At 74.5% G+C, this 24,328-nt stretch carries 24 protein-coding genes; 7 read left to right on the top strand and 17 right to left on the bottom strand.

From position 1 onward, the window contains the following. Positions 1-6 precede the first annotated feature (6 nt). Positions 7-711: a TetR/AcrR family transcriptional regulator gene (locus ACWD4U_RS14880; RefSeq protein WP_363448918.1), complete on the bottom strand. Its 705-nt coding sequence runs from the start codon at positions 709-711 to the stop codon at positions 7-9. 61 nt (positions 712-772) lie between these two features. Here ACWD4U_RS14880 and ACWD4U_RS14875 point away from each other — a divergent pair, with 61 nt between their 5' ends. Continuing rightward, the gene (locus ACWD4U_RS14875) at positions 773-2,173 is read left to right on the top strand and encodes an aldehyde dehydrogenase family protein (RefSeq protein ID WP_363448920.1); all 1,401 of its coding nucleotides are present in this window, start codon (positions 773-775) and stop codon (positions 2,171-2,173) included. A gap of 61 nt (positions 2,174-2,234) precedes the next feature. Here ACWD4U_RS14875 and ACWD4U_RS14870 read toward each other — a convergent pair whose 3' ends face one another. Continuing rightward, complete coding sequence (locus ACWD4U_RS14870) at positions 2,235-2,855, bottom strand: hypothetical protein (protein WP_363448922.1); 621 nt, start codon at positions 2,853-2,855, stop codon at positions 2,235-2,237. 79 nt (positions 2,856-2,934) lie between these two features. Then, complete coding sequence (locus ACWD4U_RS14865; RefSeq protein ID WP_363448924.1) at positions 2,935-4,479, bottom strand: carboxyl transferase domain-containing protein; 1,545 nt, start codon at positions 4,477-4,479, stop codon at positions 2,935-2,937. A gap of 189 nt (positions 4,480-4,668) precedes the next feature. On the opposite strand from ACWD4U_RS14865, the gene ACWD4U_RS14860 reads away from it, so the two are divergent. Both ACWD4U_RS14860 and ACWD4U_RS14855 read left to right on the top strand, forming a co-directional pair. Beyond that, entirely contained in the window at positions 4,669-5,115 is a 447-nt protein-coding gene (locus ACWD4U_RS14860; protein WP_363448926.1) for an RrF2 family transcriptional regulator, read from the top strand. Between the two features lie 84 nt (positions 5,116-5,199). After that, positions 5,200-6,384, top strand: a complete 1,185-nt coding sequence (locus ACWD4U_RS14855) for a globin domain-containing protein (protein WP_363448928.1) — start codon at positions 5,200-5,202, stop codon at positions 6,382-6,384. 55 nt (positions 6,385-6,439) lie between these two features. Here ACWD4U_RS14855 and ACWD4U_RS14850 read toward each other — a convergent pair whose 3' ends face one another. The 12 genes from ACWD4U_RS14850 to ACWD4U_RS14795 all read right to left on the bottom strand — a co-directional run bounded on the left by ACWD4U_RS14850 (position 6,440) and on the right by ACWD4U_RS14795 (position 17,879). Next, the gene (locus ACWD4U_RS14850; protein ID WP_363448930.1) at positions 6,440-7,225 is read right to left on the bottom strand and encodes a DUF3050 domain-containing protein; all 786 of its coding nucleotides are present in this window, start codon (positions 7,223-7,225) and stop codon (positions 6,440-6,442) included. Between the two features lie 70 nt (positions 7,226-7,295). Next, the gene (locus ACWD4U_RS14845) at positions 7,296-8,258 is read right to left on the bottom strand and encodes an alpha-ketoacid dehydrogenase subunit beta (RefSeq protein WP_363448932.1); all 963 of its coding nucleotides are present in this window, start codon (positions 8,256-8,258) and stop codon (positions 7,296-7,298) included. Then, complete coding sequence (locus ACWD4U_RS14840) at positions 8,255-9,238, bottom strand: thiamine pyrophosphate-dependent dehydrogenase E1 component subunit alpha (protein WP_363448934.1); 984 nt, start codon at positions 9,236-9,238, stop codon at positions 8,255-8,257. The genes ACWD4U_RS14845 and ACWD4U_RS14840 overlap by 4 nt, the downstream gene beginning before the upstream one ends. After that, positions 9,235-10,152: a phytanoyl-CoA dioxygenase family protein gene (locus ACWD4U_RS14835; RefSeq protein ID WP_363448936.1), complete on the bottom strand. Its 918-nt coding sequence runs from the start codon at positions 10,150-10,152 to the stop codon at positions 9,235-9,237. Before ACWD4U_RS14835 ends, ACWD4U_RS14840 begins: the two co-directional genes overlap by 4 nt. Before the next feature lie 14 nt (positions 10,153-10,166). After that, positions 10,167-11,168: a VOC family protein gene (locus tag ACWD4U_RS14830; protein WP_363448938.1), complete on the bottom strand. Its 1,002-nt coding sequence runs from the start codon at positions 11,166-11,168 to the stop codon at positions 10,167-10,169. After that, positions 11,165-12,433, bottom strand: a complete 1,269-nt coding sequence (locus ACWD4U_RS14825) for a beta-ketoacyl-[acyl-carrier-protein] synthase family protein (RefSeq protein WP_363448940.1) — start codon at positions 12,431-12,433, stop codon at positions 11,165-11,167. The genes ACWD4U_RS14830 and ACWD4U_RS14825 overlap by 4 nt, the downstream gene beginning before the upstream one ends. Beyond that, positions 12,430-14,049, bottom strand: coding sequence for a class I adenylate-forming enzyme family protein (locus tag ACWD4U_RS14820; protein ID WP_363448942.1), 1,620 nt, complete (start codon positions 14,047-14,049; stop codon positions 12,430-12,432). Before ACWD4U_RS14820 ends, ACWD4U_RS14825 begins: the two co-directional genes overlap by 4 nt. Before the next feature lie 80 nt (positions 14,050-14,129). Then, positions 14,130-14,600: a beta-ketoacyl-[acyl-carrier-protein] synthase family protein gene (locus ACWD4U_RS14815; protein WP_363448944.1), complete on the bottom strand. Its 471-nt coding sequence runs from the start codon at positions 14,598-14,600 to the stop codon at positions 14,130-14,132. Positions 14,601-14,703: 103 nt separating this feature from the next. Next, complete coding sequence (locus tag ACWD4U_RS14810) at positions 14,704-15,819, bottom strand: beta-ketoacyl synthase N-terminal-like domain-containing protein (RefSeq protein ID WP_363448946.1); 1,116 nt, start codon at positions 15,817-15,819, stop codon at positions 14,704-14,706. Continuing rightward, positions 15,816-16,127 (bottom strand): acyl carrier protein, encoded by a 312-nt coding sequence (locus ACWD4U_RS14805; RefSeq protein WP_363448947.1) that lies wholly within the window; start codon positions 16,125-16,127, stop codon positions 15,816-15,818. The genes ACWD4U_RS14810 and ACWD4U_RS14805 overlap by 4 nt, the downstream gene beginning before the upstream one ends. Continuing rightward, the gene (locus ACWD4U_RS14800; protein WP_363448948.1) at positions 16,127-16,393 is read right to left on the bottom strand and encodes an acyl carrier protein; all 267 of its coding nucleotides are present in this window, start codon (positions 16,391-16,393) and stop codon (positions 16,127-16,129) included. The genes ACWD4U_RS14805 and ACWD4U_RS14800 overlap by 1 nt, the downstream gene beginning before the upstream one ends. A gap of 130 nt (positions 16,394-16,523) precedes the next feature. Beyond that, positions 16,524-17,879 carry a class I adenylate-forming enzyme family protein gene (locus ACWD4U_RS14795; RefSeq protein ID WP_363448949.1) on the bottom strand — a complete coding sequence of 452 codons (1,356 nt, stop codon included), beginning with the start codon at positions 17,877-17,879 and terminating at the stop codon, positions 16,524-16,526. Positions 17,880-18,120: 241 nt separating this feature from the next. Here ACWD4U_RS14795 and ACWD4U_RS14790 point away from each other — a divergent pair, with 241 nt between their 5' ends. The 4 genes from ACWD4U_RS14790 (at position 18,121) to ACWD4U_RS14775 (ending at position 22,440) form a co-directional block, all read left to right on the top strand. Next, entirely contained in the window at positions 18,121-19,221 is a 1,101-nt protein-coding gene (locus ACWD4U_RS14790) for an alpha-hydroxy acid oxidase (RefSeq protein ID WP_363448950.1), read from the top strand. 104 nt (positions 19,222-19,325) lie between these two features. Next, complete coding sequence (locus ACWD4U_RS14785) at positions 19,326-20,153, top strand: class I SAM-dependent methyltransferase (protein ID WP_363448951.1); 828 nt, start codon at positions 19,326-19,328, stop codon at positions 20,151-20,153. Further along, positions 20,153-21,130, top strand: a complete 978-nt coding sequence (locus ACWD4U_RS14780; RefSeq protein WP_363448953.1) for an alpha/beta hydrolase — start codon at positions 20,153-20,155, stop codon at positions 21,128-21,130. The genes ACWD4U_RS14785 and ACWD4U_RS14780 overlap by 1 nt, the downstream gene beginning before the upstream one ends. Next, on the top strand, positions 21,127-22,440 hold the full coding sequence (locus ACWD4U_RS14775) for an aminotransferase-like domain-containing protein (protein ID WP_363448955.1): 1,314 nt from the start codon (positions 21,127-21,129) through the stop codon (positions 22,438-22,440). Before ACWD4U_RS14780 ends, ACWD4U_RS14775 begins: the two co-directional genes overlap by 4 nt. A 71-nt stretch (positions 22,441-22,511) precedes the next feature. On the opposite strand, the gene ACWD4U_RS14770 is transcribed toward ACWD4U_RS14775, so the two are convergent. Together ACWD4U_RS14770 and ACWD4U_RS14765 are read right to left on the bottom strand one after the other, a co-directional pair. After that, complete coding sequence (locus ACWD4U_RS14770; RefSeq protein WP_363448957.1) at positions 22,512-23,276, bottom strand: ABC transporter permease; 765 nt, start codon at positions 23,274-23,276, stop codon at positions 22,512-22,514. A gap of 82 nt (positions 23,277-23,358) precedes the next feature. Further along, positions 23,359-24,309, bottom strand: a complete 951-nt coding sequence (locus ACWD4U_RS14765; RefSeq protein ID WP_363449332.1) for an ATP-binding cassette domain-containing protein — start codon at positions 24,307-24,309, stop codon at positions 23,359-23,361. Positions 24,310-24,328: the final 19 nt, after the last annotated feature.

Below are 24,328 nucleotides of genomic sequence, written 5' to 3'. Positions count from 1 at the left end.
GGGGCGTCAGGCGTCCGGGGGGACGGTGCCGCCCAAGGCGCGGAGGAGGAAGGGGAGCAGGCGGTCGGCGGTGTGGCGGGCGGTGGCTGCGTCGACCTCGGCGGGGGACTGCGGGGTGAGGAAGAACCGGGTCATGATCGGTCCGAGGAGCACCTCGCCGAGCAGGTCGGCGTCCTCGACGGGCGGGATCTCGCCGCGCTCGACGGCGAGGTGGACGACGGCCGTGACCCGGCGGTAGACCGGGGCGAGGAAGGCGGTGGCCAGCGCCTCGGCCAGCGCGGTGTTGTGCGCGGCCTCGCCGATCAGCGCCCGCATCAGCCGGCCGCTCTCGCCCGTCACGGTGGTGGCCTTGTCGTGCAGGACGACCCGCAGGTCGCCCGCCAGGGTGCCGGTGCCTGGTGGGGTGTCGGTGTCGGTGGGGGTGTGCACGGCGGCGGCCGCGATCACCAGCTCCTCCTTCGAGGACCAACGGCGGTACAGCGTCGCGGTGGAGACCCCCGCGCGCGCCGCCACCGCGGCGGTGGTCAGCCCGCCGTAACCGCTCTCCGCCAGCACCGCCAGGGTGGCCTCCAGCAGCGCCCGGTCGCGCCCCGCGTCCCGGGGCCGGCCCCGACGCGGCGCGGCGACGGGAGCGGACGGAGGGGAGCCGGGGGTGGACGGCAGGGAGCCGGGGGTGGTCTGCGGGGCGGTCGGGGGCGTGGAGCGGGCCATGTCGCCAGTCTAGATGCCCAAAGTAGAAACGAAATCGTTTCGTTTCGTTTATGCTCGCCGCATGAGCGCCCTCACCGAAGACCGCCGGTCGTTCGACCCCGCGGCCACCGTCGCCCGTCTGCACACCGCCTTCGCCTCCGGCCGGACCCGGCCGCTCGCCTGGCGCAAGGCCCAACTCCGAGCGCTGCGCACCCTGTTGGTCGAGCAGGAGGCCGCCTTCGCGCAGGCTCTGCACGCCGACCTCGGCAAGAGCGCCACCGAGGCGTACACCACCGAGATCGGGTTCACGATCAACGAGATCGACCACACCCTGCGCCACCTCGACCGCTGGCTGCGGCCCCGCCGGGTCCCCGTGCCGCTGTCGCTGCGCCCGGCCCGGGCCCGCACGGTGCGCGAACCGCTCGGCACCGTGCTGGTGATCAGCCCGTGGAACTACCCGCTGCAGCTCGCGCTCGCGCCACTGATCGGCGCGCTCGCCGCGGGCAACTGCGCGGTGGTCAAGCCCAGCGAACTCGCCCCCGCCACCTCGGCGGCGCTCGCCCACTGGCTGCCCCGCGCCCTCGACCCGCAGGCCGTCGCCGTGGTCGAAGGCGGCGTGCCGGAGACCACCGCCCTGCTGGAACAGCGCTTCGACCACGTCTTCTACACCGGCAACGGCGCCGTCGGACGCATCGTGATGACCGCCGCCGCCCGCCACCTCACCCCCGTCACCCTGGAACTCGGCGGCAAGAGCCCCGCCGTCGTGGAACCCGGCGCCGACCTGGCCACCGCCGCCCGCCGGATCGCCTGGGGCAAGTTCATGAACGCCGGCCAGACCTGCGTCGCCCCCGACTACGTCCTCGCCGTCGGCGAGGCCGGCGCGGCGATCGAGCCGCACCTGACCGCCGCGATACGCCAGATGTACGGTGCCGACCCGGCCCGCAGCGCCGACTACGGCCGGATCGTCAACGAGCGCCACTTCGACCGGCTCACCCCGCTGCTCGCCGACGGACGGATCGTCACCGGCGGCGACCAGGACCGCGCCACCCGCTACCTCGCCCCCACCGTGCTCGCCGACGTCGACCCGGACGCCCCCGTGATGCGCGAGGAGATCTTCGGCCCGATCCTGCCGATCGTCCGCGTCCCGGACCTGGACGCCGCCATCGCCTTCATCACCGCCCGCGACAAGCCGCTCGCGCTGTACGCCTTCACCGCCTCCGCGCACACCAAGCGCCGGCTCGCCGCCGAGACCTCCTCCGGCGCCCTCGCCTTCGGCGTGCCCAACGCCCACCTCACCGTCCCCGGACTGCCGTTCGGCGGCGTCGGCGAGAGCGGCCAGGGCGCCTACCACGGCATCCGCTCCATCGACACCTTCAGCCACACCAAGGCCGTCCTCGACAAGCCCCTGCTCGCCGACCCCCTCCGCCTCGCCTACCCGCCCTTCACCCCCCGCAAGTCCGGCCTGCTGCGCCGCCTGCTCTGACGGTCGGACGACTCCTGAACCCGGCGGCTCGGTGTGTCGAGGGGCCGCGCGGGTCCGGCCGTCACGTGAGGGGGCGGCCCCAGACCTGCTCCGTGCGGGCGGGGTCGGCGAATCGGCCCAACTGGCCCACGTCGACCCAGGAGCGGCCGGCTCCGTAGTTGTAGGGGAGCAGGGAGTCCGTCACCTCGCGCGGCGCGAGGCTCTTGTCGTACATCGCGACCAGCCCCTCCCCGGTGTCGGCGAACACGTACCGCTCGGCGTAGACCTGGCCGTCGTGTTCCCACTCGTGTCGCACGACGGGCGTCTGCAGGACGGTCTCGAACCACGCGGCTGCGGCTTCGGCGAGCACCCGGGAGGTGCCGGTCGCCTCCATGGCCAGGTCCGTCGGCTCCTCGGGGAGGTAGTACATCTCATGGTGACCATGGATCAGGTCGCCGCGGACCGTGGGGCCGGCCATGTGCACCCCGAAGGTGGCCAGGTGGGTCCTGCGCTCCGGGTCGCTGACGTGGGCGACGGCCAGCAGGGCGGCTTCGTCCTCGTTGCGCATCACCTCGCTGTGGGTCACCGGGAGGGTCCAGTCGGCGGTGCGCTTCCGGAGCGCGGACAGGAAGGCGAGTTCGCCGGGGCCGAACCTGTACCAGTGGTAGTAGCGGGGAGGGCGGAACCACGGATTCTCGGACACGGCGGCCACTGTAGAACCTGACCCCACTCGCACTACCGGACAATCGGAGCCTGGTGCCCGGGCCGTGGTGACGGGAGGCTCAGCTCGGGCCGCCGAGGTGGCGGTTGCGGGTGGTGCGGGCGGACCGGAGTTCGGCGGCGGGGAGCCGGGTGAGGTCGGCGAGGGCGGCGGTGACGGCGGCGGCGAGCGCGTCGCGCAGGGTGGCGGGGTCGTCGGTCTCCGGGACGACCTGGTCGACCAGGCCGGTGGCGGTGAGGGCGGTGGCGGTGATGCCCTGGGAGCGCGCGAGTTGGGGCGCGTGCTCACCGTCGCGGTGGACGATCGCCGAGGCGCCCTCCGGCGGGAGCGGTGCCAGCCAGGCGTGTTGGGCGGCGATCACCCGGTCGGCCGGGAGCAGGGCGAGCGCGCCGCCGCCGGTGCCCTGGCCGAGCAGGACGGCGAGGACGGGGGAGCGCAGCCCCACCAGGGTGGTCAGGCAGTGCGCGATCTCCAGGGCGATGCCGTCGAGTTCGGCTTGTACGGAGAGTTCGGCGCCGGTGGTGTCGATGACCGTGAGAAGCGGGAGGCCGAGCTCCTCGGCGATCTGGGCCTGCTGCCGGACGGCCCGCAAGTCGGCCGCCGTGAAGGGGAGTTCCGGCGCGCCGGGGGCGGGCCGCTGCTGGGCCACGACCATCACCGGGTGGCCGCCGATCAGCGCCAGGGCCCGGACCAGGGCGCTGTCGCCGTCCAGCGGGAGGAACAACTCGGCGGTGTGGTGCAGCAGTTCGAGTGCCGTGAGGCGGTCGGGGCGGCGGGTGCGCAGCACCGACTCCCAGGCGTCGGACGGCGGCGACGGGAGGATCGGGATCGCTGCGGCCGACACTTCGGGAATCGCCGCGACCGGGGCCTCGGTGTTCGCCGCGTCCGGGACCTCCGGGATCGCCGCGTCCGAGGCCTCCGGGGCGGCGGCCGGTGAACCCGGCTGCGCGGTCAGGACGGTGAGGGCGCGGGTGAGGAAGTCGCGCAGCCGCTCGGGCGGGACGACGGCGTCCACCCGGCCGTTGGCGGCCAGCGTCTCGGTGCGCTGGACGCTCGGCGGGAGCGGTTCGCCGCGCAGTTCCTCGTAGACGCGCGGACCGAGGAAGCCCAGGCGGGCCTCGGGTTCGGCGAGTACCAGGTGGCCGAGGGTGCCCCAGGAGGCGAAGACACCGCCCATGGTGGGGTTGCGCAGGTAGGTCAGGTACGGGAGGCCGGCGGCGCGGTGGGCGTGGACCGCGGCGGTGACCCGGACCATGCACAGGAACGCGGCGGAGCCCTCCTGCATCCGGGTGCCGCCGGAGACCGGCAGGGCGAGCAGCGGGAGTCGTTCGGCGGTGGCGCGCAGGACGGCGCGGGTGATCCGCTCCGCGGTGGCGACGCCGATCGAGCCGCCGAGGAACCCGAACTCGCAGGCGATCAGGGCGACCGGCCGCCCGTCGACCAGGGCCCGGCCGGTGAGCACCGCCTCGTCCAGCCCGGTGCGCGCCCGGGCGCGGGCGAGCGCGGCCCGGTACTCCGGGTCCGGATGGTCGGTGGTGATCGGCTCGTCCCAGCTGTGCAGACTGCCGGGGTCGACCAGCAGATCGAGGAGCTGGCGTGCCGTCACCTGGGCCTCCGTCATGGTTCAGGGCTGCTGCGGTCCAGCCGAGCCTATGGGTGTGCGGGCCGCTCCCGGCGGGACGGCGCACGGTGGTGAGCAGGATCACGGGCAGCAGGAGCGACCGCGCCGCCCCGAGTAACCGGTAGCCGCCCGACTAATTGGTATCTGAGATACGGATTAGCTAGAGTCGTCGACGTGAGGCTGACCAAGCACACCGACATCGCCCTGCGCATCGCCATGCGCCTGGCGGTCCTCGGTGCGGACGAGACCCCGACCACCCGCGAGGTGGCCGAGGCGGTGGACGTCCCCTACCACCACGCGGCCAAGGTGGTCAGCCGGCTCCAGCACCTCGGCGTGGTCGAGGCCCGGCGCGGACGCGGGGGCGGGCTCGCGCTCACCTCGTACGGCCGGACCGGGTCGCTCGGCCGACTGGTCCGGGAGCTGGAGGGCGAGGGCGACGTGGTCGGCTGCGAGGACGAGCCGCCCTGCCCGCTGCGGCACGCGTGCCGCCTGCGCGGCGCGCTGCGCCGGGCGCAGGAGGCCTTCTACCAGACCCTCGACCCGCTCACGGTGGACGACCTGGTCGGCCCGCCGACCGGGCCGGTGCTGCTCGGCCTGCCGCGTCACGCCCCGCCCGGGTAGTCGGGTAGGCGTTTCCGGGCCCGGGTTGGAAAAGGCTTTCCCATTCCCTTTAATCCGCATCTCAGATGCGAGTTTGGAGTCAGGATGCTGTCCGAGAAGTCCGCGCAGACGGTTCGCGCCACACTGCCCGTGGTGGGCGGGGCGATCGGGGAGATCACCGGCCGGTTCTACGCGCGGCTGTTCGAGGCCCACCCGGAGCTGCTGCGGGACCTGTTCAACCGCGGGAACCAGGCGGCCGGTACCCAGCGGCAGGCGCTCGCCGGGTCGATAGCGGCGTTCGCCACCGCGCTGGTCGAGCACTCGGACCAGCGGCCGGACGCGATGCTGGCGCGGATCGCGCACAAGCACGCGTCGCTGGGCGTGACGGCCGAGCAGTACCCGGTCGTGCACACGCACCTGTTCGCGGCGATCGTCGAGGTGCTCGGCGACGCGGTCACCCCCGAGGTCGCGACCGCGTGGGACGAGGTGTACTGGCTGATGGCCAACGCGCTGATCGCCATCGAGCGGCGGCTGTACGAGGAGAGCGGCACCAGGGGCGAGCGCCGCCCCTACCGGGTGGCGGCGCGGACCGCCGAGACCGCGGACGTGGCGACCTTCCTGCTGCACCCGGCGGACGGCGGGCCGGTGCCGCCGCACCGGCCCGGGCAGTACGTGTCGGTGCAGGTCGAACTCCCGGACGGCGCACGGCAGATCCGCCAGTACAGCCTCTCAGGGCGGCCGGACGGCGGGCTGCAGATCACGGTCAAGCGGGTCGCCGGCGCGCCGGACGGGGAGGTCTCCACCCACCTGCACCGGCACCTGGACGTGGGCGACACGCTGGACGTCAGCGCACCGTTCGGCGACGTGTCGCTTGAGGACGCCGAGCGGCCGGTGCTGCTGGCCTCGGCCGGGATCGGCTGCACCCCGATCATCGGCATGCTCGGCCATCTCGCCGAGACCGGCGCCACCCGCCGGGTGATCGCCGTGCACGGCGACCGCGACCAGTCCTCGCACGCCTTCCGCGCCGAACTCGACCAGCTGGTGGCCAAGCTGCCGGACGCTCAGGCGCACGTCTGGTACGAGCACCCGGAGGGCGAGTGGCCCGCCGAGCGCACCGGCCTGGTCGACCTGGGCGGCGTGAGCGTCCCGGCCGGCACCGTCGCCTACCTGTGCGGGCCGCTGCCGTTCATGCGAGCCGTCCGGGCCCGGCTGCTGGCCGCCGGGGTGCCCGCCGCCGACATCCACTACGAGGTGTTCGGGCCGGACCTGTGGCTGGGCCAGGACGCCTGACGCCCCATCAGGCCGGGCGGCGGGTGCACCGACCGCCCGGCGGATGGGAGCGGGGTCAGAGCGCGGCGGTGATGGCGTCCCACAGCGCGACCCGGGCGCGCAGCGCGGCGCGGACCGTCTCGCCGCACTCGTCCCAGCGGGCCTGGTCGTCGCCGCACAGGTCGATCAGCATCTGCATGGCCATCGGGGTGTGCTGCTCGCCGTCGACCTCGATGTGCCGGGCCAGGTAGTCCTTGAAGACGGTCAGCCGGCCCTCGGCGTCGTCGATGCTGATCACCTGCTCGAACATCTCGGGGATCAGGTCCTCGCGGCCGAAGGCGAAGGCGGCGGCCTGGCAGTGCACCGGGGCGTCCTCGATGATGCCGAAGGTGACGCCGGTGAACTCGGCGGCGGCCTGCGGGATCCCGGCGTCCTTCGCCGCCTGGTCGACCGGGCGGCCGGCCCGGAGCGCGGTGAGGAAGGCCGTCACGGCGGTGGTGTCCGCGCCGGCGGTGGCCATGCCGTCCAGGTAGAGCTCGAAGTGGCTGATGTACCCGTCGCCGAGCTCGTCGCTCTCCTCGACCAGGACGATCTCGTTGATCAGTCTCCGGCTCGCGGTCGGGCCCTCCGGCAGCCACGGCAGCGAGACGCAGGTGAGCTGCCGCTGCAGGGCCTTGAGCAGCGACATGAAGTCCCACACGGCGAAGACGTGGGTCTCCTGGAAGGTCCGCACCTTCTCCAGGGTGTTCAGGGAGAGGTACATCGGGTGGGTGACGACCTCGCGGCGGACCTCCTCGATCGACTCGCGCAGCGAGGTGAGGCCGGGGTGGGTCTTGTCCCAGTGGTAGCGGTCGGTGCTCATGGCGAAGCTCTCCCATGTGGTGTGGAGGGTCGGGAAACGGGGGGCTGCCGGTGGTGGCGGCAGCTGCGGCTCACTTCACGACGGCGCGGATCGCGTCGCGAAGCTGCTCGCGGCTCGGCTGGAGGGCTTGGTCCAGGCCGAGGGCGAAGGGGAGGACCGCGCCGTCGGGGCGGGTCACTCGGCGGGGCGGGGACAGCAGGCGGAAGTCCTCGGCGGCGACGGCGAGCACCTCGGCGGCGAAGCCGGCGAACCGGTTGGAGTCGTCGGCGACCACCAGGCGGCCGGTGCGGGCCAGCGAGTCGGCGAGCGCGGCGCGGTCCAGCGGGTACAGGGTGCGCGGGTCGAGCACCTCCACCGAGATCTCGTCCGCCAACTCCTCGGCCACCGCGAGGGCGTGGTGGACCAGTTGCCCGACGGCGAGCACCGTCACGTCGGTGCCGGCCCGGTGCACGCGGGCCGCGCCGAGCGGGACCGGGGCGAGCGGCGCGGTGACGTCCTCGCGGACGCCGAGCGCGCCGGCCGGGGCGAACAGCACCACCGGGTCGTCGTCCTCGATCGCCGAACTCAGCAGCCCGTAGGCGTCGGTGGGCGTGGCCGGCACCAGGGTCTTGATGCCCACGTGCGCGAACAGGCCGTACGGCTGGTCGGAGTGCTGGCCGGCCCAGCCGGTGCGGGAGCCGGAGCCGGGGACCACCACGGTCAGCGGGACCTTGGCCTGGCCGCCGGTCATCAGGGAGAACTTGTGGGCCTGGTTGGCGAGTTGCTCGAAGACCAGGAAGAGCAGCGAGGGGATCTGCAGTTCGATCACCGGCCGCATCCCGGCCAGCGCGGCCCCGATCCCGGCGGAGGTGAAGGCCTGCTCGGACAGCGGGGTGTCCACCACCCGGTCGGCGCCGAAACGTTGCTGCAACCCGAGGGTCAGACCGGCCAGGCCCGCGCCGACGTCCTCGCCGAGCACGCACACCGCCGGGTCGCGCTCCAACGCGTCCGACAGCGCCCGGTTCATCGCCTTGGCGTACGACAGCAGGCTCATGCCGGTGCCCCCGCCCTGGGCCGCAGCCCGCTCGCGTACAGGAAGTCGTCCGCTGACGCGATGTCAGGAACGGCCGATTCTTGCGCGAAAGTGGAGGCGGACGCCAGTAGTTGTGTGATTTCGGTGTCGATCGCGTCGATTTTCTCGGCGGCCACCGCCCGGCGGGCGAGGGCCAACGGGTCGCGCTCGCGCCAGGCGGCGACCTCCTCGGCGGTGCGGTAGGCCAGCCGGAAGCGGCGCTCCATGGTGTGGTGCGCCTCGAAGCGGTAGGTCAGGCACTCCAGGAAGCTCGGGCCGCCGCCCGCGCGCGCCCGCCGCACCGCGCGTTCGGCGGCGGCGCGGACGGCCTCCACGTCCATGCCGTCCACCGTCTCGGCGGGGATGCCGAACGCCTCGGCGCGGCCGCGCGCCGACCCGCCGACCGCCGCGGCGGCCGGCAGGGTGGTGGCGTAGCCGTTGTTCTCGCAGACGAACAGCACGGGCGCGCGCCAGATCGAGGCCAGGTTCAGCGACTCCAGCAGCACACCCTGGTTCAGCGCGCCGTCGCCGAAGAACGAGGCCACCACCCGGGGCCGGCCGAGCCGTTGGGACGCCCAGGCCGCGCCGACCGCGATCGGCGCGCCCGCGCCGACGATGCCGTTGGCGCCGAGGATGCCCAGCGAGAAGTCCGCGGCGTGCATCGAGCCGCCCCGGCCGAGGTTCAACCCGCCGACCCGGCCCGCCAGTTCGGCGAGCAGTCGGGCCGGGTCGGCGCCCTTGGCGAGCACGTGGCCGTGCCCGCGGTGGGTGGAGGTCAGCTGGTCGTCGGGGTCGAGCGCCGCGCACACGCCGACGGCGACCGCCTCCTGCCCGATGTACGGGTGGGTGCCGCCGACGATCAGTCCGGACTTCACCCAGTCCAGGGCGAGTTCCTCGAACGAGCGGATCAGCCGGATCATCCGGTACCGGCCGGCCGGATCCGCGAGGTGCGGCAGGCTCACCGGCCGGACCGCCACAACACCGGGCAGAACTCCGGGTCCGCGTAGTCCGGTCGGCCGTCCGCGTCGCGGCGCACCACCGCGTCGTGGTTGTACACCACCGGGCTGCCGTCCGGCTTCAGGAACGAGCGGTAGCGGTTGCCGCCGTCCTGCAGGTGCAGCGAGACCGCCCGGCGGGGCTGGGCGGAGCGGTTGGGGCCGCTGCCGTGGTAGGTGCGGCAGTGGTGGAAGGAGACGTGCCCGCGGGGGATCTCGACCGGGATGCGGTTGACCGCGGCGCCGTTGAACTCGGCGTTCTCCGCGAGGAGTTGGTCGAGCTCCGAGCGGTCGCGTTCGGCGAAGTGGCGGGTCGAGTCGTCGCCGCCGGGCCGCTCCTCCCAGCGGTGGCTGCCGTCCACCATGGTGATGGTGCCCATCTCGGTGGTGCAGTCGTGGAACGGCAGGAACGCGGTCAGCATCCGCTGCGAGGTGGAGGTCTGCCAGTAGTGCTTGTCGAAGTGCCAGGGCACCACGTTGCTCGGCTCGTCGGCGACCGGCGGCTTGAAGATCAGCGTCGCCTGGAAGACCCGGATCTCCTCGGCCTGCGCCAGCCGGGCGGCGACCGCGCCGAGCAGCGGCTTGCGCAGGATCCGGCCGATCTCCTCGTGCTCGTAGTGCACGTAGTCGTTGTGCCGCTGCACCGCACCGTCGGCGGGTGTCCAGGACGCCAGGTGCGGCGGGCGGCCGGGCAGTTCACGGTCCCGCTCGCCGCGGTAGTAGCGCTCGGTGGCGGCCTGCAGCAGGTCGAGTTCCGCGTCGCTGAACAGCCGCCGCGACAGGTACCAGCCGCGCTCGGCGTACTCCAGCACCTCCTCGGTGGTGGGCAGCAGCGCCGACTCCTCGTCGGTCAGCGTGAACGGCTCGATGGTGGTGGTCACGTGGGTCACTCCTCTCAGCTGTCCGCGGCGGCGCGCTCGCGCTCGACCGCCTCGTACAGGGCCTTGATGTTGGCGGTGCCGAAGGTGCCGGCGCCCCGCCGCTCGACCAGCTCCAGGAAGAGGGTCCGCCGCGGGTGGATGGAGCGGGTGAAGATCTGGAACAGCTCGCCGCCGTGGTCGCGGTCGACCAGCACGTTGAACTCGCGCAGCTCGGCGACCGGGATGGCGGTCGGGCCGAGGCGGCCCTCCAGTGCGTCGTAGTAGGTGCCCGGGGTGGTCAGGAACACCACCCCGCGCTCGCCCAACTCCCGTACCGACGCGGTGATCGAGCGGGTGGCGAAGGCCAGGTGCTGGACCCCGGCGCCGCCGTGGGCGTCGAGGAAGCCGTCGATCTGGCCGGGGCTGCGCGCGGTGTCCGGCTCCAGCAGGGTGAGGGTCACCGAGCCGTCGGGGCTCTGCACCACCCGCGAGTCCATCGCCTGGTCGCCGATCTCCACGTACTCGCGGAAGATCTCCCGGTACCCGAGGCCCTGCGCGGCGAACTCCACCCCGGCGTCCAACTGCCCGCCGGGCACCACGACCGCCACGTGGTCGAGCAGCACCAGCGGCCCCTCGCCGGGCAGTTCGTCGGCCGGCAGCGGGTCCGGGTCGGCGGTGAACCGGATCGCCACGTCGCCGAACCCGGCCACCGTGCCCGCACCGTCCAGGCAGCCGCCGCCGGCGTTCAGCGCCCGCTCGGCGGCCGAGGCCGCCGCGACCCGGTCGGTGAAGCGCAGCGCCAGCACCGCGACGCCGTCGCCGTGCCGCCGCACCCACTCGGCGACCTGGTGCTCGGCGTCCACCGCCGAGGTCAGCAGCAGCCGGATCGCGCCCTGGTGGGCCAGCACCTGCTCGGTGCCCGCCGCCACGGCGGCCGGCGCGGTCAGGGTGAACCCCCAGGCGTCGCGCAGGTGCGCGGCGTACTTGTGGGCGTCCTCCACGTACAGTTCGGCGTAGGCGAGGCCCGGGCCGGTCATGAGGTCCCTCCGAGGTGCTTGGCCGGGATGCTCGGCGGACCGAACACCAGGCTCAGGTTGTGGCCGCCGAAGGCGAAGGAGTTGGACAGCGCGTACCGCACCGGGCGGCGCTCGGCCGCGCCGCGCACGTGCCGCAACCCGTCCGCCGGGTCCGGCTGTTCGAGGTTGAGGGTGGGCGGCAGGACGCCCTCGGCGACGGCCAGCGCGCAGACCGCCGCCTCCACCGCCCCGGCGGCGCCCAGCAGATGGCCGGTCGCGCCCTTGGTGGAGCTGACCGACGGGCCGTCGGGGCCGAACACGGCGCGCAGCGCGGAGGCTTCGGCGCGGTCGCCGAGCTTGGTGCCGGTGCCGTGCGCGTTCACGTAGTCGACCGCGCCGGCGTCCAGGCCGGCCGAGCGCAGCGCGAGGCGCATCGCCGCGGCCGCGCCGGACCCGTCGGGGCGGGGCATGGTCGGGTGGTGGGCGTCGGTGGTCGCGCCCCAGCCGGCCACCTCCGCGTACCCGGCGGCGCCGCGGGCGGCGGCGTGCTCGGCCCGCTCCAGCACCAGCACCGCGCTGCCCTCGCCGAGCACGAACCCGTTGCGGCGGGCGTCGAACGGCCGGGAGGCCTGCGTCGGATCGTCCCAACCCGAGGCCAGTGCACGGGAGTTGTCGAAGGCGGCGGCGATCGTCGGGTGCAGCGGGGCCTCGCTGCCGCCGCACACCACGACGTCCGCCTCGCCGCCGCGGATCAGCCGCAGCCCCTCCGCGACGGCCTGCGCGCCCGCCGCGCAGGCGGTGATCACGGCGGAGCTGTAGCCGCGGATGCCGTGGGTGATGGCGATCCGGGCGGCCGCCATGTTGGAGAGCATCCCCGGCAGCAGGTAGGGGCTGACCGCGGCCCGGCCGCGCTGCCGGCGTCCGTCGGCCTGCTGCTCGTACGTCTCCAGCCCGCCGCCGCCGGTGGCCAGCACCACCGCGACCCGCTCCGGGTCGGCGTGCTGACCGACCGTCAGCTCGGCGTCGGCGAGCGCGTCGGCCGCGGCCGCCAGGGCGAGCAGCACGAAGCGGTCCGCGCAGCGGGTCTCGGTGGGCGGCAGCACCTCGACGGCGGGCACCTCGGGGGCGATCCCGGCGGCGCGCAGCCAGCCGGCGGCCGGGTGGCCCTCGGGCGGGGCGACCAGCCCGGAGCGGCCCGCCGCCAGCGACTCGAACACCTCGGGGACGCTGCGGCCGAGCGGGGTGAGGAACCCGATGCCGGTCACCACCGCCGCGGCGGCGCTCACCGCGCCCCGGCCTCGGCCAGGTGGCGCCGGCGCAGCAGCACCTTCCGGACCTTGCCGGTCGGGCCGACCGGGATCGACTCGTCGGCGACCGGCTGCACCGAGCGGACCACCTCGGCGACGTGCGGCTCCAGCGCGGCCAGCACCTCGGCGGTGCGGTCGCGCTCCTGGTCGGCGGCCGGGTCGAGCTGCAGCAGCACGTCCGCCACCACCGTGTCGCCGTCGCGGAACGCCACCACCGTGCAGTCCAGCACCTCGGGGCAGGCGGTCAGTACCCGCTCCTCGCTGGCGGCGGTGTGCAACCGGCGGCCGCCGGTCAGCTCGACCGTGTCGACGGCGCGGTCCACGTGGTAGTAGTAGCCGTCCTCGTCGCGGTACATCAGGTCGCCGGTGAGGAAGTAGCCGCGCACCCGGGTGCGGTGGGTGGTGACCGAGTCGTTCCAGTAGCCGAGCGACAGGGTGGGGGAGCGGGTGCCGAGCTCGCCGACCTCGCCGGGGCCGAGCTCGTTGCCGTCCGGGTCGAGGACCGCGCAGTCGACGAAGGCGTGCGGGCGTCCCACGCAGCGGCCGTAGCGCTCGGAGTCGACGGTGTGGGTGATGAAGAAGTGCGAGTGGCCCATCTCGGAGGAGCCCAGGCCGTCGATGAAGACCGAGCCGGCGGTGCGCACCCGGCCCTCGCGGGTGGCGGTCTCCCGGGAGCCCTGGGCGACCAGCCGGCGGATGTGTGCCTCGTGCGCGCAGTCGCCGGTGTTCCACCACAGGCCGACCGAGGCGAGGTCGCGCCGCGCGAGGTCGTGCCGGGCCAGGTCGGCCCAGGTGGTGGCGAAGCCGTACACGCTCTGCGGCTGCCAGCGCTCGATGGCGTTCAGCACCTCACCGCCGGACTGACTGGAGATCAGGTGCAGTTGGGAGTCGAAGCTGAGCGCCAGGTTGACCGCGATCAGGGTCGCCGCGTGCGGCGCGGGCAGCGCGCTGAGCACCCGGTCGATGCCCTGCGGGCGGGGCAGCAGCAGGCGGTGGCGGATCGCCGCGTACAGGCTGTCGTGCGAGTGCAGCACCGCCTTGGGCAGGCCGGTGGTGCCGGAGGAGTGGGTGATCGCCACCGGGTCGGTGGGCCAGTGCCGGTACGGCGCGGGCGCCGACTCCGGGTCGCCCGCGCCGAGTTCGGCGGTGTCGGCGAGCAGCGTGGTGCCGAAGTCCTGGTCGGCCAGCGCCTTGGCGTGCGCGGTGTCGGCGAGCAGCCCGGCCGCGTTCAACCGGCGCAGGTAGCGGGCCGAGGTGTCCGCGTCCAGCGCCGGGTTGAGCAGTGCCGGGATCGCGCCGAGCCGGGTCAGCGCCAGGAAGGCCAGCACCTGGTCGGCCGCGGCGGAGGCCTGCACCGCGACGGGGTCGCGCCGGCGCACCCCGAGGGCGTGCAGCGCGGCGGCTCTGGCGCGGACGGCGCGGTCGAGTTGACGCAGCGTCAGGGTGGTGAGGGCGGGGTGCTCGTCGACGGCGGTGTCGAAGGTCAGGGTCGGCGAGTCCAGGCCGAGGCCCTGCTCGACGCGGGTGGTCAGCACGTTGCCGGCGCCGACGGACGGGTCCGCGGACAGGACGGCACGCAGGGTGCGGATGCTCATGGTTCCCGTTCTGGTCGTGGTGCGGGAGGGGGAGTCGGGTTCTCGCGCGGCCGCGGTGCGCGAGGCGGGGTCGGGTGCGGTCAGGGAGCGAGCAGGACCGCGGTGGCGTGGTCCGGCGGGCCCTGGACGGCGGTGATCGCCAGGACCTGCTCGGCGTCGCCGTCCTCGATCAACAGGGCTGCCTGTTCCTGAAGTTGACGTGTATCGTGAAAGCCGGGGCCGAGCGCGACGACCGGGCCGTCGAGCTGCCAGCGCGCGGCCAGGTGGCCGAGCACCGCGTTCGGGTTGGACTGGTAGAAGAGCAGCGGCGGCACCCGGTGGCCTTCGGCGACGGCCTCGGCGAGCGCGTCGGCGGTGCCCAGGTCGCCGGTCGGGCTGACCAGCAGCAGGGCGGTGCGCGGCGCGTCGGCCGCGGGCGGCGGACCGTAGGCCAGGCGCAGGCAGCGTTCGGCGGCCTCCGCGATCAGGGGGCTGAAGGTGGAGACCACGAACCCGGCGATCGGCGGCAGCTGGTCGCCGGGACTGCTCGGCCAGTGCGCGCGGGCCAGCACCCGGAGCGGCGGGTCGGACGTCCGGCGAGCCGAACGTGCTTCGGTGGAAGGGGAGTTGACGGTCGGTATCACGGCGTGGCCTTGGCGGGCGGACGGGCGGCGCTCATGCGGGCGCCAGCAGCAGGGCGGTGTTGGCGCCGCCGAACGCGGCGTTGACGGTCAGGGCCAGTTCCGGGGCGGCCGGCCGGGGCAGGTCGAGGACCAGTTCCAGCGGGCAGTCCGGGTCCGGGGCCCGCCAGCCGGCGTTGACCGGCAGCCGGCCCGCGCGCAGCACGCCGACGGTGACGGCGAACTCCAGCAGCGCGGACGCCTCGAGGGCGTGGCCGTGCAGCGACTTGGTGGAGCTGACCGGCGGGGTGCCGGACGGGTAGAGCAGGGTGAGCGCGGCCGCTTCGGCCCGGTCGCCGAGCTTGGAGCCCGCGCCGTTGGCGTTGACGTAGCCGATCCGGTCCGGGCCGGCGCCCGCGCGGGCCAGTGCGGAGCGCACTGCCCGGGCCAGCCCGGCACCGTCCGGACGCGGCCGCACGACGTGGTGCGCGTCCCCGGTGCGTCCCCAACCGGCCAGCCGGGCCAGGGCGTTGCCGCCGCGACGGCGCAGCGCCGTAGCCGACTCGAGGACCACCGCGACCACGGCGTCGCCGAGCAGCATGCCCTGCCGGCCGAGACTGAACGGCCGGACCGCGCCGTCGGTGGACAGCGCCCGGCCGGCGTCGAACACCGCGAAGGTGTCCGGCTCGACCAGGTAGCCGGCGGCGACCACCACCCGCTCCCGGCGGCCGGAGGCGATCAGTGCGGCGGCGTCCGCCACCGCGGTGGACGCGGCGACGCACGCCCCGGTGTAGACCCGGGGCCGCAGCCCGGTGCGGGCGGCGACCTCGGCGGCAACCGGCCCGGTGCGCCGGTCGCCGTGCAGCGCCAGCAGCACCTCGTCGGCGCCCCCGTCCGGGGTCCGGCCGTGGCCGGGATCGGCCAGGGCGTCCGCCTCGGCCAGCACCGCCGTCAACTGGTCGGCCAGCCGCGGCGATCCGGCCGCGGTCGCGGCCAGGTCGGTGCGGCGCAGGTCGGTGGCGAAGCGGGTGACCGGGGAGAACGCCGGCCGGCCGGCCAGCACGCCCTCGGTCAGCGCCGCGAGCCCCGCGCCGAACGCCGAGCGGACCCCGACTCCCGCGACCAGCACGGCGCCTGGCGGCGGACCGTCCCGGAGAGCGGCGGTAGTCATGACCCGGCGACCCCGGCGACCCCGACGGTCTCCCCGGTCCCGGTCCCGGTCCCGGCGCCCGCCGCGGCGAGCACCGCACCGAGCGCCAGGGCCGCGTCGTCCACCGTGCGGATGGCGTCCAGGCGGTCGTCGTCCAGGTCGAGTTGCACCCCGTACGCCTGCTCGACCTCGGCGATCAGCCAGGTCAGCTCCAGCGAGCCGAGTTCCTCCTCGACCTGTTCGGGGGAGCGGTCGCCGTACCGGGCGAGCATCGAGCGGACCGCGGTGCGGTCGAGCGGGCCCTGCGGGGCCGGTCGGTCGACGCCCATCAGGCCGAGCCCACCGCGGACTTGGCGATCCGGGAGGCGACCTCGGCGGCGAACTCGTCGATCGTCATCAGCGCGGTCGACTCCATGTCGTCGAGTTCGAAGCGGACCCCGAACTCCTCCTCGACCTGCACCGCCAGGTCGGCCAGCGCCAGCGACTCCAGATCGAGCCCGGCCGGGCCCAGGTCGGTCTCCGAGGTGACCTGCGAGACGTCGTAGTTCATCGCGGCCAGGGTGGCGAGGACGAACGAGCGGACTTGTTCCTGCATGGGCTGACTCTCCAACGCGTCGGGAAGGGCGGATCGGTGTCCGGGCAGCACGGACCGGCGGAGGGGCGGACGGCGTCTGGAACCGTCCGGACCCGCCGGAGAGATACCGGAGACCCGGATGAAGGGGGGATCAGCGGGCGTCGTCGGCCTGTCGGCGCAGGGCGGCGGCGTCCCGCAGCAGCTTCCCGGTGGCGGTCCGGGGCAGTTGCGGCAACACGTGCAGGCGGCGGGGCAGCTTGTAGCCCGCCAGTTGTTTGCCGAGCAGTTCGCGCAACTGCTCGGCGGCGCCGCCCGGTCGGGACGGCGGGCAGGAGACGCCGTCGGCGGTCGCGGCATACGCCTCGATCGCGCCGTCGGCGAAGACCACCACGGCCTCGACCACGCCGGGGAGCCCGGCGAGGGTCTGCTCGACCTCGTTGAGGTCGACCTTGAGACCGCCGATGGAGATCTGGGAGTCGCGTCGGCCGAGCACCGTGACCAGGCCGGTCGCCGGGTCGAGCAGGGCCGCGTCGCGGGTGTGCAGCAGGCCGTCCGACCAGCGGGTCGGATCGGTCAGGCCGAGGTAGGGGGAGTGCGCGCGGGCGATGTGCAGTTCGCCGCCCTCGACACTGAGCTCCAGGCCGTGCACCGGTGCCACCGCAGGATGGTGACGGCCCGTCAGGTCGGTCGCGATCACGCCGACCTCGGTCATCCCGTACATGGTGCCCAGCGGCACCCCGTACCGGGCGCGGAACGCCTCCGGCAGGTGCGGGCGGACCAGTTCGCCGGCCACGATCATCCGGCGCAGCTGCGGCAGCGGCGGGGGAGCGGCGACCGCGGCCAGCAGCTCGGCGTGGAACGGCACGCCGATCACGGTGGTCGGTGCCGGCCCGGCGGCGACGGCCGCCAGGATGCCGCTCGGCGTCATCCGCTCCGGCACCACCAGCTCCACCCCGGCGTGCAGGGCGTGCAGCAGCCCGCCGACCAGGCCCAGCACGTGGACCGTGGAGGACAGCAGCACGGTGCGCTCGCCGCGCGCCGGGAACTCCGGCAGCCGGGCGTAGCAGTCGAGTTCGCGCAGCAGATCGGCCGCGGTGCGGGCGATCACCTTGGACGGGCCGGTCGAGCCGGAGCTCAACTGCACCAGCGCATGCCCGCCGGCCTCCGGCGCGTCGGCCGCGAGGGTGCGGAACTGCAGCTCGCCGTCGATGAGTTCGACCAGCACCCGCGGGTTCAGCCGCTCCAGCGCCCGGTCCACCTCGGCGGCGGTCAGCCGGTGGTCCAGCAGGACCGCCTGGCCGCCGGAGCGCCAGACCGCGAGCAGGACGGCGGCGAAGTCCAGCGACGGCGCCAGCCGCAGCGCGGCCACGCCCCGCTCGCCGAGACCCGCCGCGGCCAACTGCCGCTGCCGCTCGGCCACCAGGGCGCGCAGGGCGCCGCGGTCCACCGGAGCGCCGAAGCGCAGACACGGTTCGCCGTCCGGTCCGGCGAGTAACTGCTGGTCCACCCAGGTCGCGACAACCGTGTGGTCGCGCCCAGGAGTTGGGGTAAGCGTCAACGCAACTCCGCGCGCTCGAAAAGGGAAGCATGGGTCGAGAAGTTGTGATGCTTCAGTGTCGAACCCCCGTCGGCCCCGACCTTTGCACGGGAGTCCATCAAGGGTCAAGGTCTATACCAGTGGCCGGATGGCCCCTACGCTGTCCAACGTTTCCGGACCAGTTGACTGACCATCAGGAGGCTTGGAGGCGATGGTTCCGCTCACGCTGGCGGAGCACGGCGCGCTGGCGAAAGCCCGACTACCCGCCGCGATCTGGGACTTCTTCGAAGGCGGAGCCGGCCGCGAGTGGACCAGCCGGGCCAACCGCGCCGCGTTCCGCCGACACGTCCTGCGCCCGCGCGTCCTGGTGGACGTCTCCGCGCCGGACTGCCGCACCGAACTGCTCGGCGCCACGCTCGCCGCCCCGTACGGCGTCGCGCCGATGGCCTACCACCAACTCGCCCACCCGGACGGCGAAGTGGCCACCGCCCGGGCCGCCGCCGCGGCCGGCGCGCTGCTGGTCACCAGCATCTTCGCGGGCCGCACCCTGGAAGAGATCGCCGCCGCCGCGCCCGACGCACCGCGCTGGCTCCAGCTGTACTGGCTGCGCGAACGCGGCGCCCTGACGGCGCTGGTCCGACGCGCCGAACAGGCCGGCTACCAGGCGCTGGTGCTCACCGTCGACGCCCCCAAGGTCGGCCGCCGGCTGCGCGACCTGCGCAACGCCTTCGCACTGCCGCCCGGCCTCACCGCCGCCAACCTGGCCGCCGAACTCACCACCGGCGCCGGACACTCCGCCGCCGGTACCTCCGGCATCGAGGAACACTCCCGGCAGCAGTTCGACCCCGGGCTGAGCTGGGCCGACCTGGCCTGGCTGCGCGAGCGGACCCCGCTGCCGCTGGTGCTCAAGGGCGTGCTCACCGCCGAGGACGCCCGGCTCGCCGTCGAGCACGGCGTGGACGCGCTCATCGTCTCCAACCACGGCGGCCGCCAGCTCGACGGCACCCCGCCCGCGCTCGCCGCCCTCCCCGAGGTGGTCGCCGCCGTCCCGGCCGGCTACCCCGTGCTGGTCGACGGCGGCCTGCGCCACGGCGCCGACCTCGCCAAAGCCCTCGCCCTCGGCGCCCGCGCCGCCCTGATCGGGCGGCCCGTGCTGTGGGGACTCGCCCACGGCGGCGAGCACGGCGCCCGCGCCGTGCTCGACCTGCTGCGCGAGGAACTGCTCGACACCATGGTGCTCGGCGGCCGTCCGACCCTGGCCGACCTGGACCGCACCGCGCTCGCGCCCTGGCCGCCGCAATCGCTGACGTAGCGTCAGATCGGCTGTAGGTGGTTCTGCCCACCCGCCGTGGGCGATCCACCCAGAGCTTGCGCACCACCTTCGTGCTCGACCTTCACGTACAACGAGAGGATCCCGTGGCGACCGCACACCCCGACCCCGCCGCACCTGCCGCCACCGCCGAGTCGCTGTTCGCCGGCTGGGACTGGGAGGACCCGGAGGGGCTGACCGCGCGCACCGACGCGTTCACCGAGAACCTGGCCCGGTGCGAGAGCCTGGAGCAGGTCCGGGAGGAACTCCCGCACAGCCACCAGGACTTCCAGCAGCTGGGGGTGACCGGCCTGGAGTTCGCCGCGTTCCGCACCCGCCACCCGGCCGGGCTCGGCACCGACCTGGTCGGCCTGCACAGCGACACCGACGCGACCAAGCCCGGACCGGTCTACCGGGTCGACGGCAGCAGCCTGTTCACCCAGCTCGACATCTCGCAGCCGCTCCCGTTCGCCGACCACAGCGTCGACTGGGTGTACGCCGAGCACCTCATCGAGCACGTCCCGCTCGCCGTCGCGGTGCACTGGCTCGGCGAGGTCCGCCGCGTCCTGCGCCCCGGCGGCCTGCTCCGGCTCACCACCCCCGACCTGGCCCGCTACATCCACGGCTACCTCGACGAACGCGAGAGCTTCTTCGCCCGCCACCGCCGCCGGCTGCGCACCATGCGGGTCGGCCCGCCGATGCCCGAGCGGCGCGCCTTCATGCTGAACCAGATCTTCTACCACTTCGGCCACCGCTGGATCTACGACGAAGCCGAACTGCGGCACGTCCTCGAGCGCGCCGGGTACGCCGGATTCACCATCGAGCGGCGGGAGTTCCAGACCGGCGCCCGCCCCGACGTCGCCGACCTGGACACCGCCTTCCGCAAGGACGAGTCGATCTACCTGGAGGCCCTCGCCCCGGGAGCCGGACACTGATGCCGCTGCACCCGCAGGCCGAGGCGATGCGCGCCCGCCGCGCCGCCGCCGGCACCCCGCCGCTCTACACCCTCACCCTCGAGCAGGCCCGCGCCGCCGACCTCGCCGACCTGCGGGCCGCCACCGGCGCCCGCGAAGAGGTCGGCAGCGTCGAGGAGTTCACCGTCGACGGCCCCGCCGGACCGCTCACCATGCGGCACTACCGGCCCAAGCAGGCCCCGCCCGCCACCGCCCGCCCCGCCCTGCTGTACCTGTACGGCGGCGGCTGGGCGCTCGGCTCGCTGGAGACCGGCGACCCGATCTGCCGAGCCCTCGCCAACGCCGCCGGCTGCTCCGTCCTCGCCGTCGGCTACCGGCACGCCCCCGAACACCGCTTCCCCGCCGCCGTCCTGGACTGCCACGCCGCACTGGAGTGGACCGCCGGACACGCCGCCGAACTCGGCATCGACCCCGCACGGATCGCCGTCGGCGGCGACAGCGCGGGCGGGAACCTGGCCGCCGCACTCACCCTGCTCGCCCGCGAGTGCGGCGGACCCGCGCTCGTCCACCAACTGCTCGTGTACCCGAACACCGACCACCGGCCGGGCTCTGACGCGCCGTCCGGCCCGGCGGACCCGCTGCTGTTCAACCGGCACTCGGTCGCCTGGTACTGGTCGCACTACCTCGCCGACCCCGCCGACGCCGACGACCCGCTCGCCTCCCCGCTGCGCGCCGCCGACCACGCCGGCCTGCCGCCCGCCACCGTGATCACCGCCGAGTACGACCCGCTGCGCGACGAGGGCGAGGAGTACGCCGGGAAGCTGCGCGCCGCCGGCGTCCCCGTCGAACTGCGCCGCTACGCCGGGATGCCGCACGGCTTCTTCGCCATGCCGGGCGTCCTGGACGACGGCCGGGCCGCCCAACGGTACGCCGCGCAGCGCCTGGTGGCGGCCTTCGAGAGCGCGCCCGCGGACCGCGCCGGGGCGGGGCGGCCGTGAGCGGCCCGCTGCGGCTGGCGGAGCTGCACGGCTCGCTCTCGGATCCGCTGCTGGACGCGATGACCTTCCTCAACGAGGTCACCGGCCGCTACCCCGACGCGGTCTCCTTCGCACCCGGTCGCCCGTACGAGGAGTTCTTCGACCCCGCGGAGATCCCCCGCCACCTGGACGCCTACCTGCGGCACCTGCGCGAGGAGCGCGGCCTGACGGAGAGCCGGGTCCGGCAGGAGGTGTTCCAGTACGGGCGCACCAAGGGGCTGATCGCGCCGCTGATCGCGGCCGCGCTGGCCGCCGACGAGGAGCTGGCGGTGGACCCGGAGGCGCTGGTGGTCACCGTCGGCGCGCAGGAGGGCATGCTGCTGGTGCTGCGCGCGCTGTGCGCGGACCCGGACGACGTGCTGCTCGTCTCCTCGCCCTGCTACGTCGGGGTGACCGGTGCGGCGCGGCTGCTCGACCTGACGGTCCGTCCGGTCCCCGAGGCCGGCCCGGACGGCGGCCTCGACCCGGAGGCGCTGGCCGCGGCCGTCCGCGAGCTGCGGGCCGCCGGGAAGCGGCCGCGGGCCTGCTACGTGGTCCCGGACTTCGCCAACCCGAGCGGCGCCAGCATGGGCCTCGACGCCCGCAAGCGGCTGCTGGAGGTCGCCGAGGAGGCCGGGCTGCTGCTGATCGAGGACAACCCGTACGGCTTCTTCGGCCGCACCGCCCAGGCCCGGCCCACGCTGAAGGCGCTGGACGGCGACGGGCGGCGGGTGGTCTACCTCGGCTCGTTCGCGAAGACCTGCTTCCCCGGCGCCCGGGTCGGCTACGTCGTCGCCGACCAGCAGGTGATCGGCCCGGACGGGCGGCTCGGGCTGCTCGCCGACGAGCTGGCCAAGCTGAAGAGCATGACCACCGTGAACACCTCGGCGCTCAGCCAGGCGGTGATCGGCGGGATGCTGCTGCGCGGCGGCCTGCGGGCCGCCAACGAGCCCGCCCGCCGGTTCTACGCGGCCAACATGGAGCTGCTGCTGACGGAGTTGGAAAAGGCTTTCCGGCACACCCCCGGCCTCACCTGGAACGCCCCGGAGGGCGGCTTCTTCGCGGTGCTGACCGTCCCGTTCCAGGCCGACGAGCAGGCCCTGGACGCCTGCGCGCGGGAGTACGGCGTGCTGTGGACCCCGATGTCCGGCTTCTACCCGGACGGCGGCGGCGAGCACCGCCTGCGGCTGTCCTGCTCCTACCTGACGCCGGAGCAGATCACCGACGGCGTACGGCGACTGGCCGCGTACGTGCACACCAGGCTGCCGGCCGGCGGGGCGGACGGCCGGTAGGACGGCGCAGCGAGCAGGGGTCGGGCTGGGTGCCCGGCCCCTGCTCGGCATGCGCCGTCACGGGCGGCGGGTCAGCGGACGCGTTGGGCGAAGAGGCGGGCGGACCAGGCCACGGCGAGGACGGTCATCAGGGCGGTCAGCAGCAGGCCGCGCCAGACCGCGGGGGCGTCGAGGTGTCCGGCGAAGAGTTCGCGCATGCCTTCGACGGCCCAGTAGCAGGGGTTCCAGGAGGCGGCGGTCCGCAGCCAGGCGGGGGCGAGCGCGATCGGCAGCAGGGTGCCGGAGAGCAGGGCGAGCGGCTGGGCGATGGTGTTGACGACGGGGCCGAGGGCGGCGTCCGTGGGCACCAGCAGGGCCAGCCCGTAGGAGACCGAGGAGGCCATCATCGCCATCAGGGCGAGCAGCGCGAGGGCCAGCAGCAGGTCCGTGAAGGAGACGGTCAAGCCGAACGGGATGGCCAGCACCGCGATGATCACCGACTGGACGAGCAGCGCGGTGGTCTCCCGCAGGGCCCGGCCGAGCAGCAGGGCGACCCGGCTGACCGGGGTGACCCGGGAGCGCTCGATGATGCCGGCGTGCAGCTCGCCGAGCAGCGTGAAGCCGGTGAACAGGCCGCCCATCACGGCGAGCGCGGAGAGCAGGCCCGGCACGTAGATGCGGTAGGCGTCGGCGGTGCTGTGCGCTCCGGAGGCGGCCAGCGCCGAGGTCAGCAGCGGTGCGAACAGCAGCAGGTAGGTGAAGGGCTGGAGCAGCCCGACGGCGAGCCAGGTGGGGGAGCGGGCCATCAGGAGCAGTTGGCGCTGGTAGACCAGCCAGGTGTCGCGGGCGAGCTTCACGGGGACCTCACGGGGCGTCGGGAAGGATCGAGGGCTGACGGCGCTGACGCAGGGTCAGCCGGGCGGCATCGGCCGCAGGAGGTCAGCTGTGCACCAGCGGGCGGCCGGTGAGTGCCAGGAAGACGTCGTCCAGGCTCGGGCGCTGCAGCTGGACGTGCTCCGGCTCCAGGCCGGCCGCGGCCAGCGCGCGCAGCAGCTGCGGGATGGCGGTGGCCGCGGAGTCCACGTGCAGGCGCAGGCCGTCCTCGCCCGGCAGGCTCTCCAGCCGCTGCACGCAGGGGAGTTCGGCGAGGGCGCGCTCGGCTCGGGCGGTGTCGCCGTCGCCGGGCAGGCCGATGGTGACGGCGTCGCCGGAGATCTCCTGCTTGAGCTGCTCGGGGGTGCCCTCGTTGACGATGCCGCCGTGGTCGACGATGCCGATCCGGTCGCAGAGCGCGTCGGCCTCGTCCAGGTAGTGGGTGGTCAGCAGCACGGTCATGCCGTCCTCGCGCAGGCGGCGGACCTCGGCCCACACCTGGGCGCGGCTGCGCGGGTCGAGTCCGACGGTGGGCTCGTCGAGGAAGAGCACCTTGGGGCGGTGCACCACGCCGAGGGCGAGGTCGAGGCGGCGGCGCTGGCCGCCCGAGTAGGTCTTGCAGAGGCGGTCGCCGAACTCGCCCAGGTCGAAGGCGGCCAGGCCGTGCTCGGCGCGCTGGACGGCCTCGGCCTTGCCGATGCCGTACATCCGGGCCTGCAGGACGAGTTCCTCGCGGGCGGAGGCGTTGTCGGTGGTGCCGCCGCCCTGCGCGACGTAGCCGATCCGGCGGCGGACCTCGCCGGGCTCGCGGAGCAGGTCCGCGCCGGCCACCGAGGCGTCGCCGCCGTCGGGGGTGAGCAGGGTGGCGAGCATGCGCAGGGTGGTGGTCTTGCCCGCGCCGTTCGGGCCGAGGAGGCCGTAGATCTCGCCCTCCTCGACGTGCAGGTCGATGCCGCGAACCGCGTCGACAGCGGTACCGCGGCGGGGCTGGAAGGACTTGCGCAGCCCCTTGGTCACGATCAACCCGGACTCCTGT

Source organism: Kitasatospora sp. NPDC002522 (assembly GCF_053595195.1).
The sequence above is the reverse complement of the archived record's forward strand: the minus strand, read 5'-3'. Positions and strand labels throughout refer to the sequence as shown.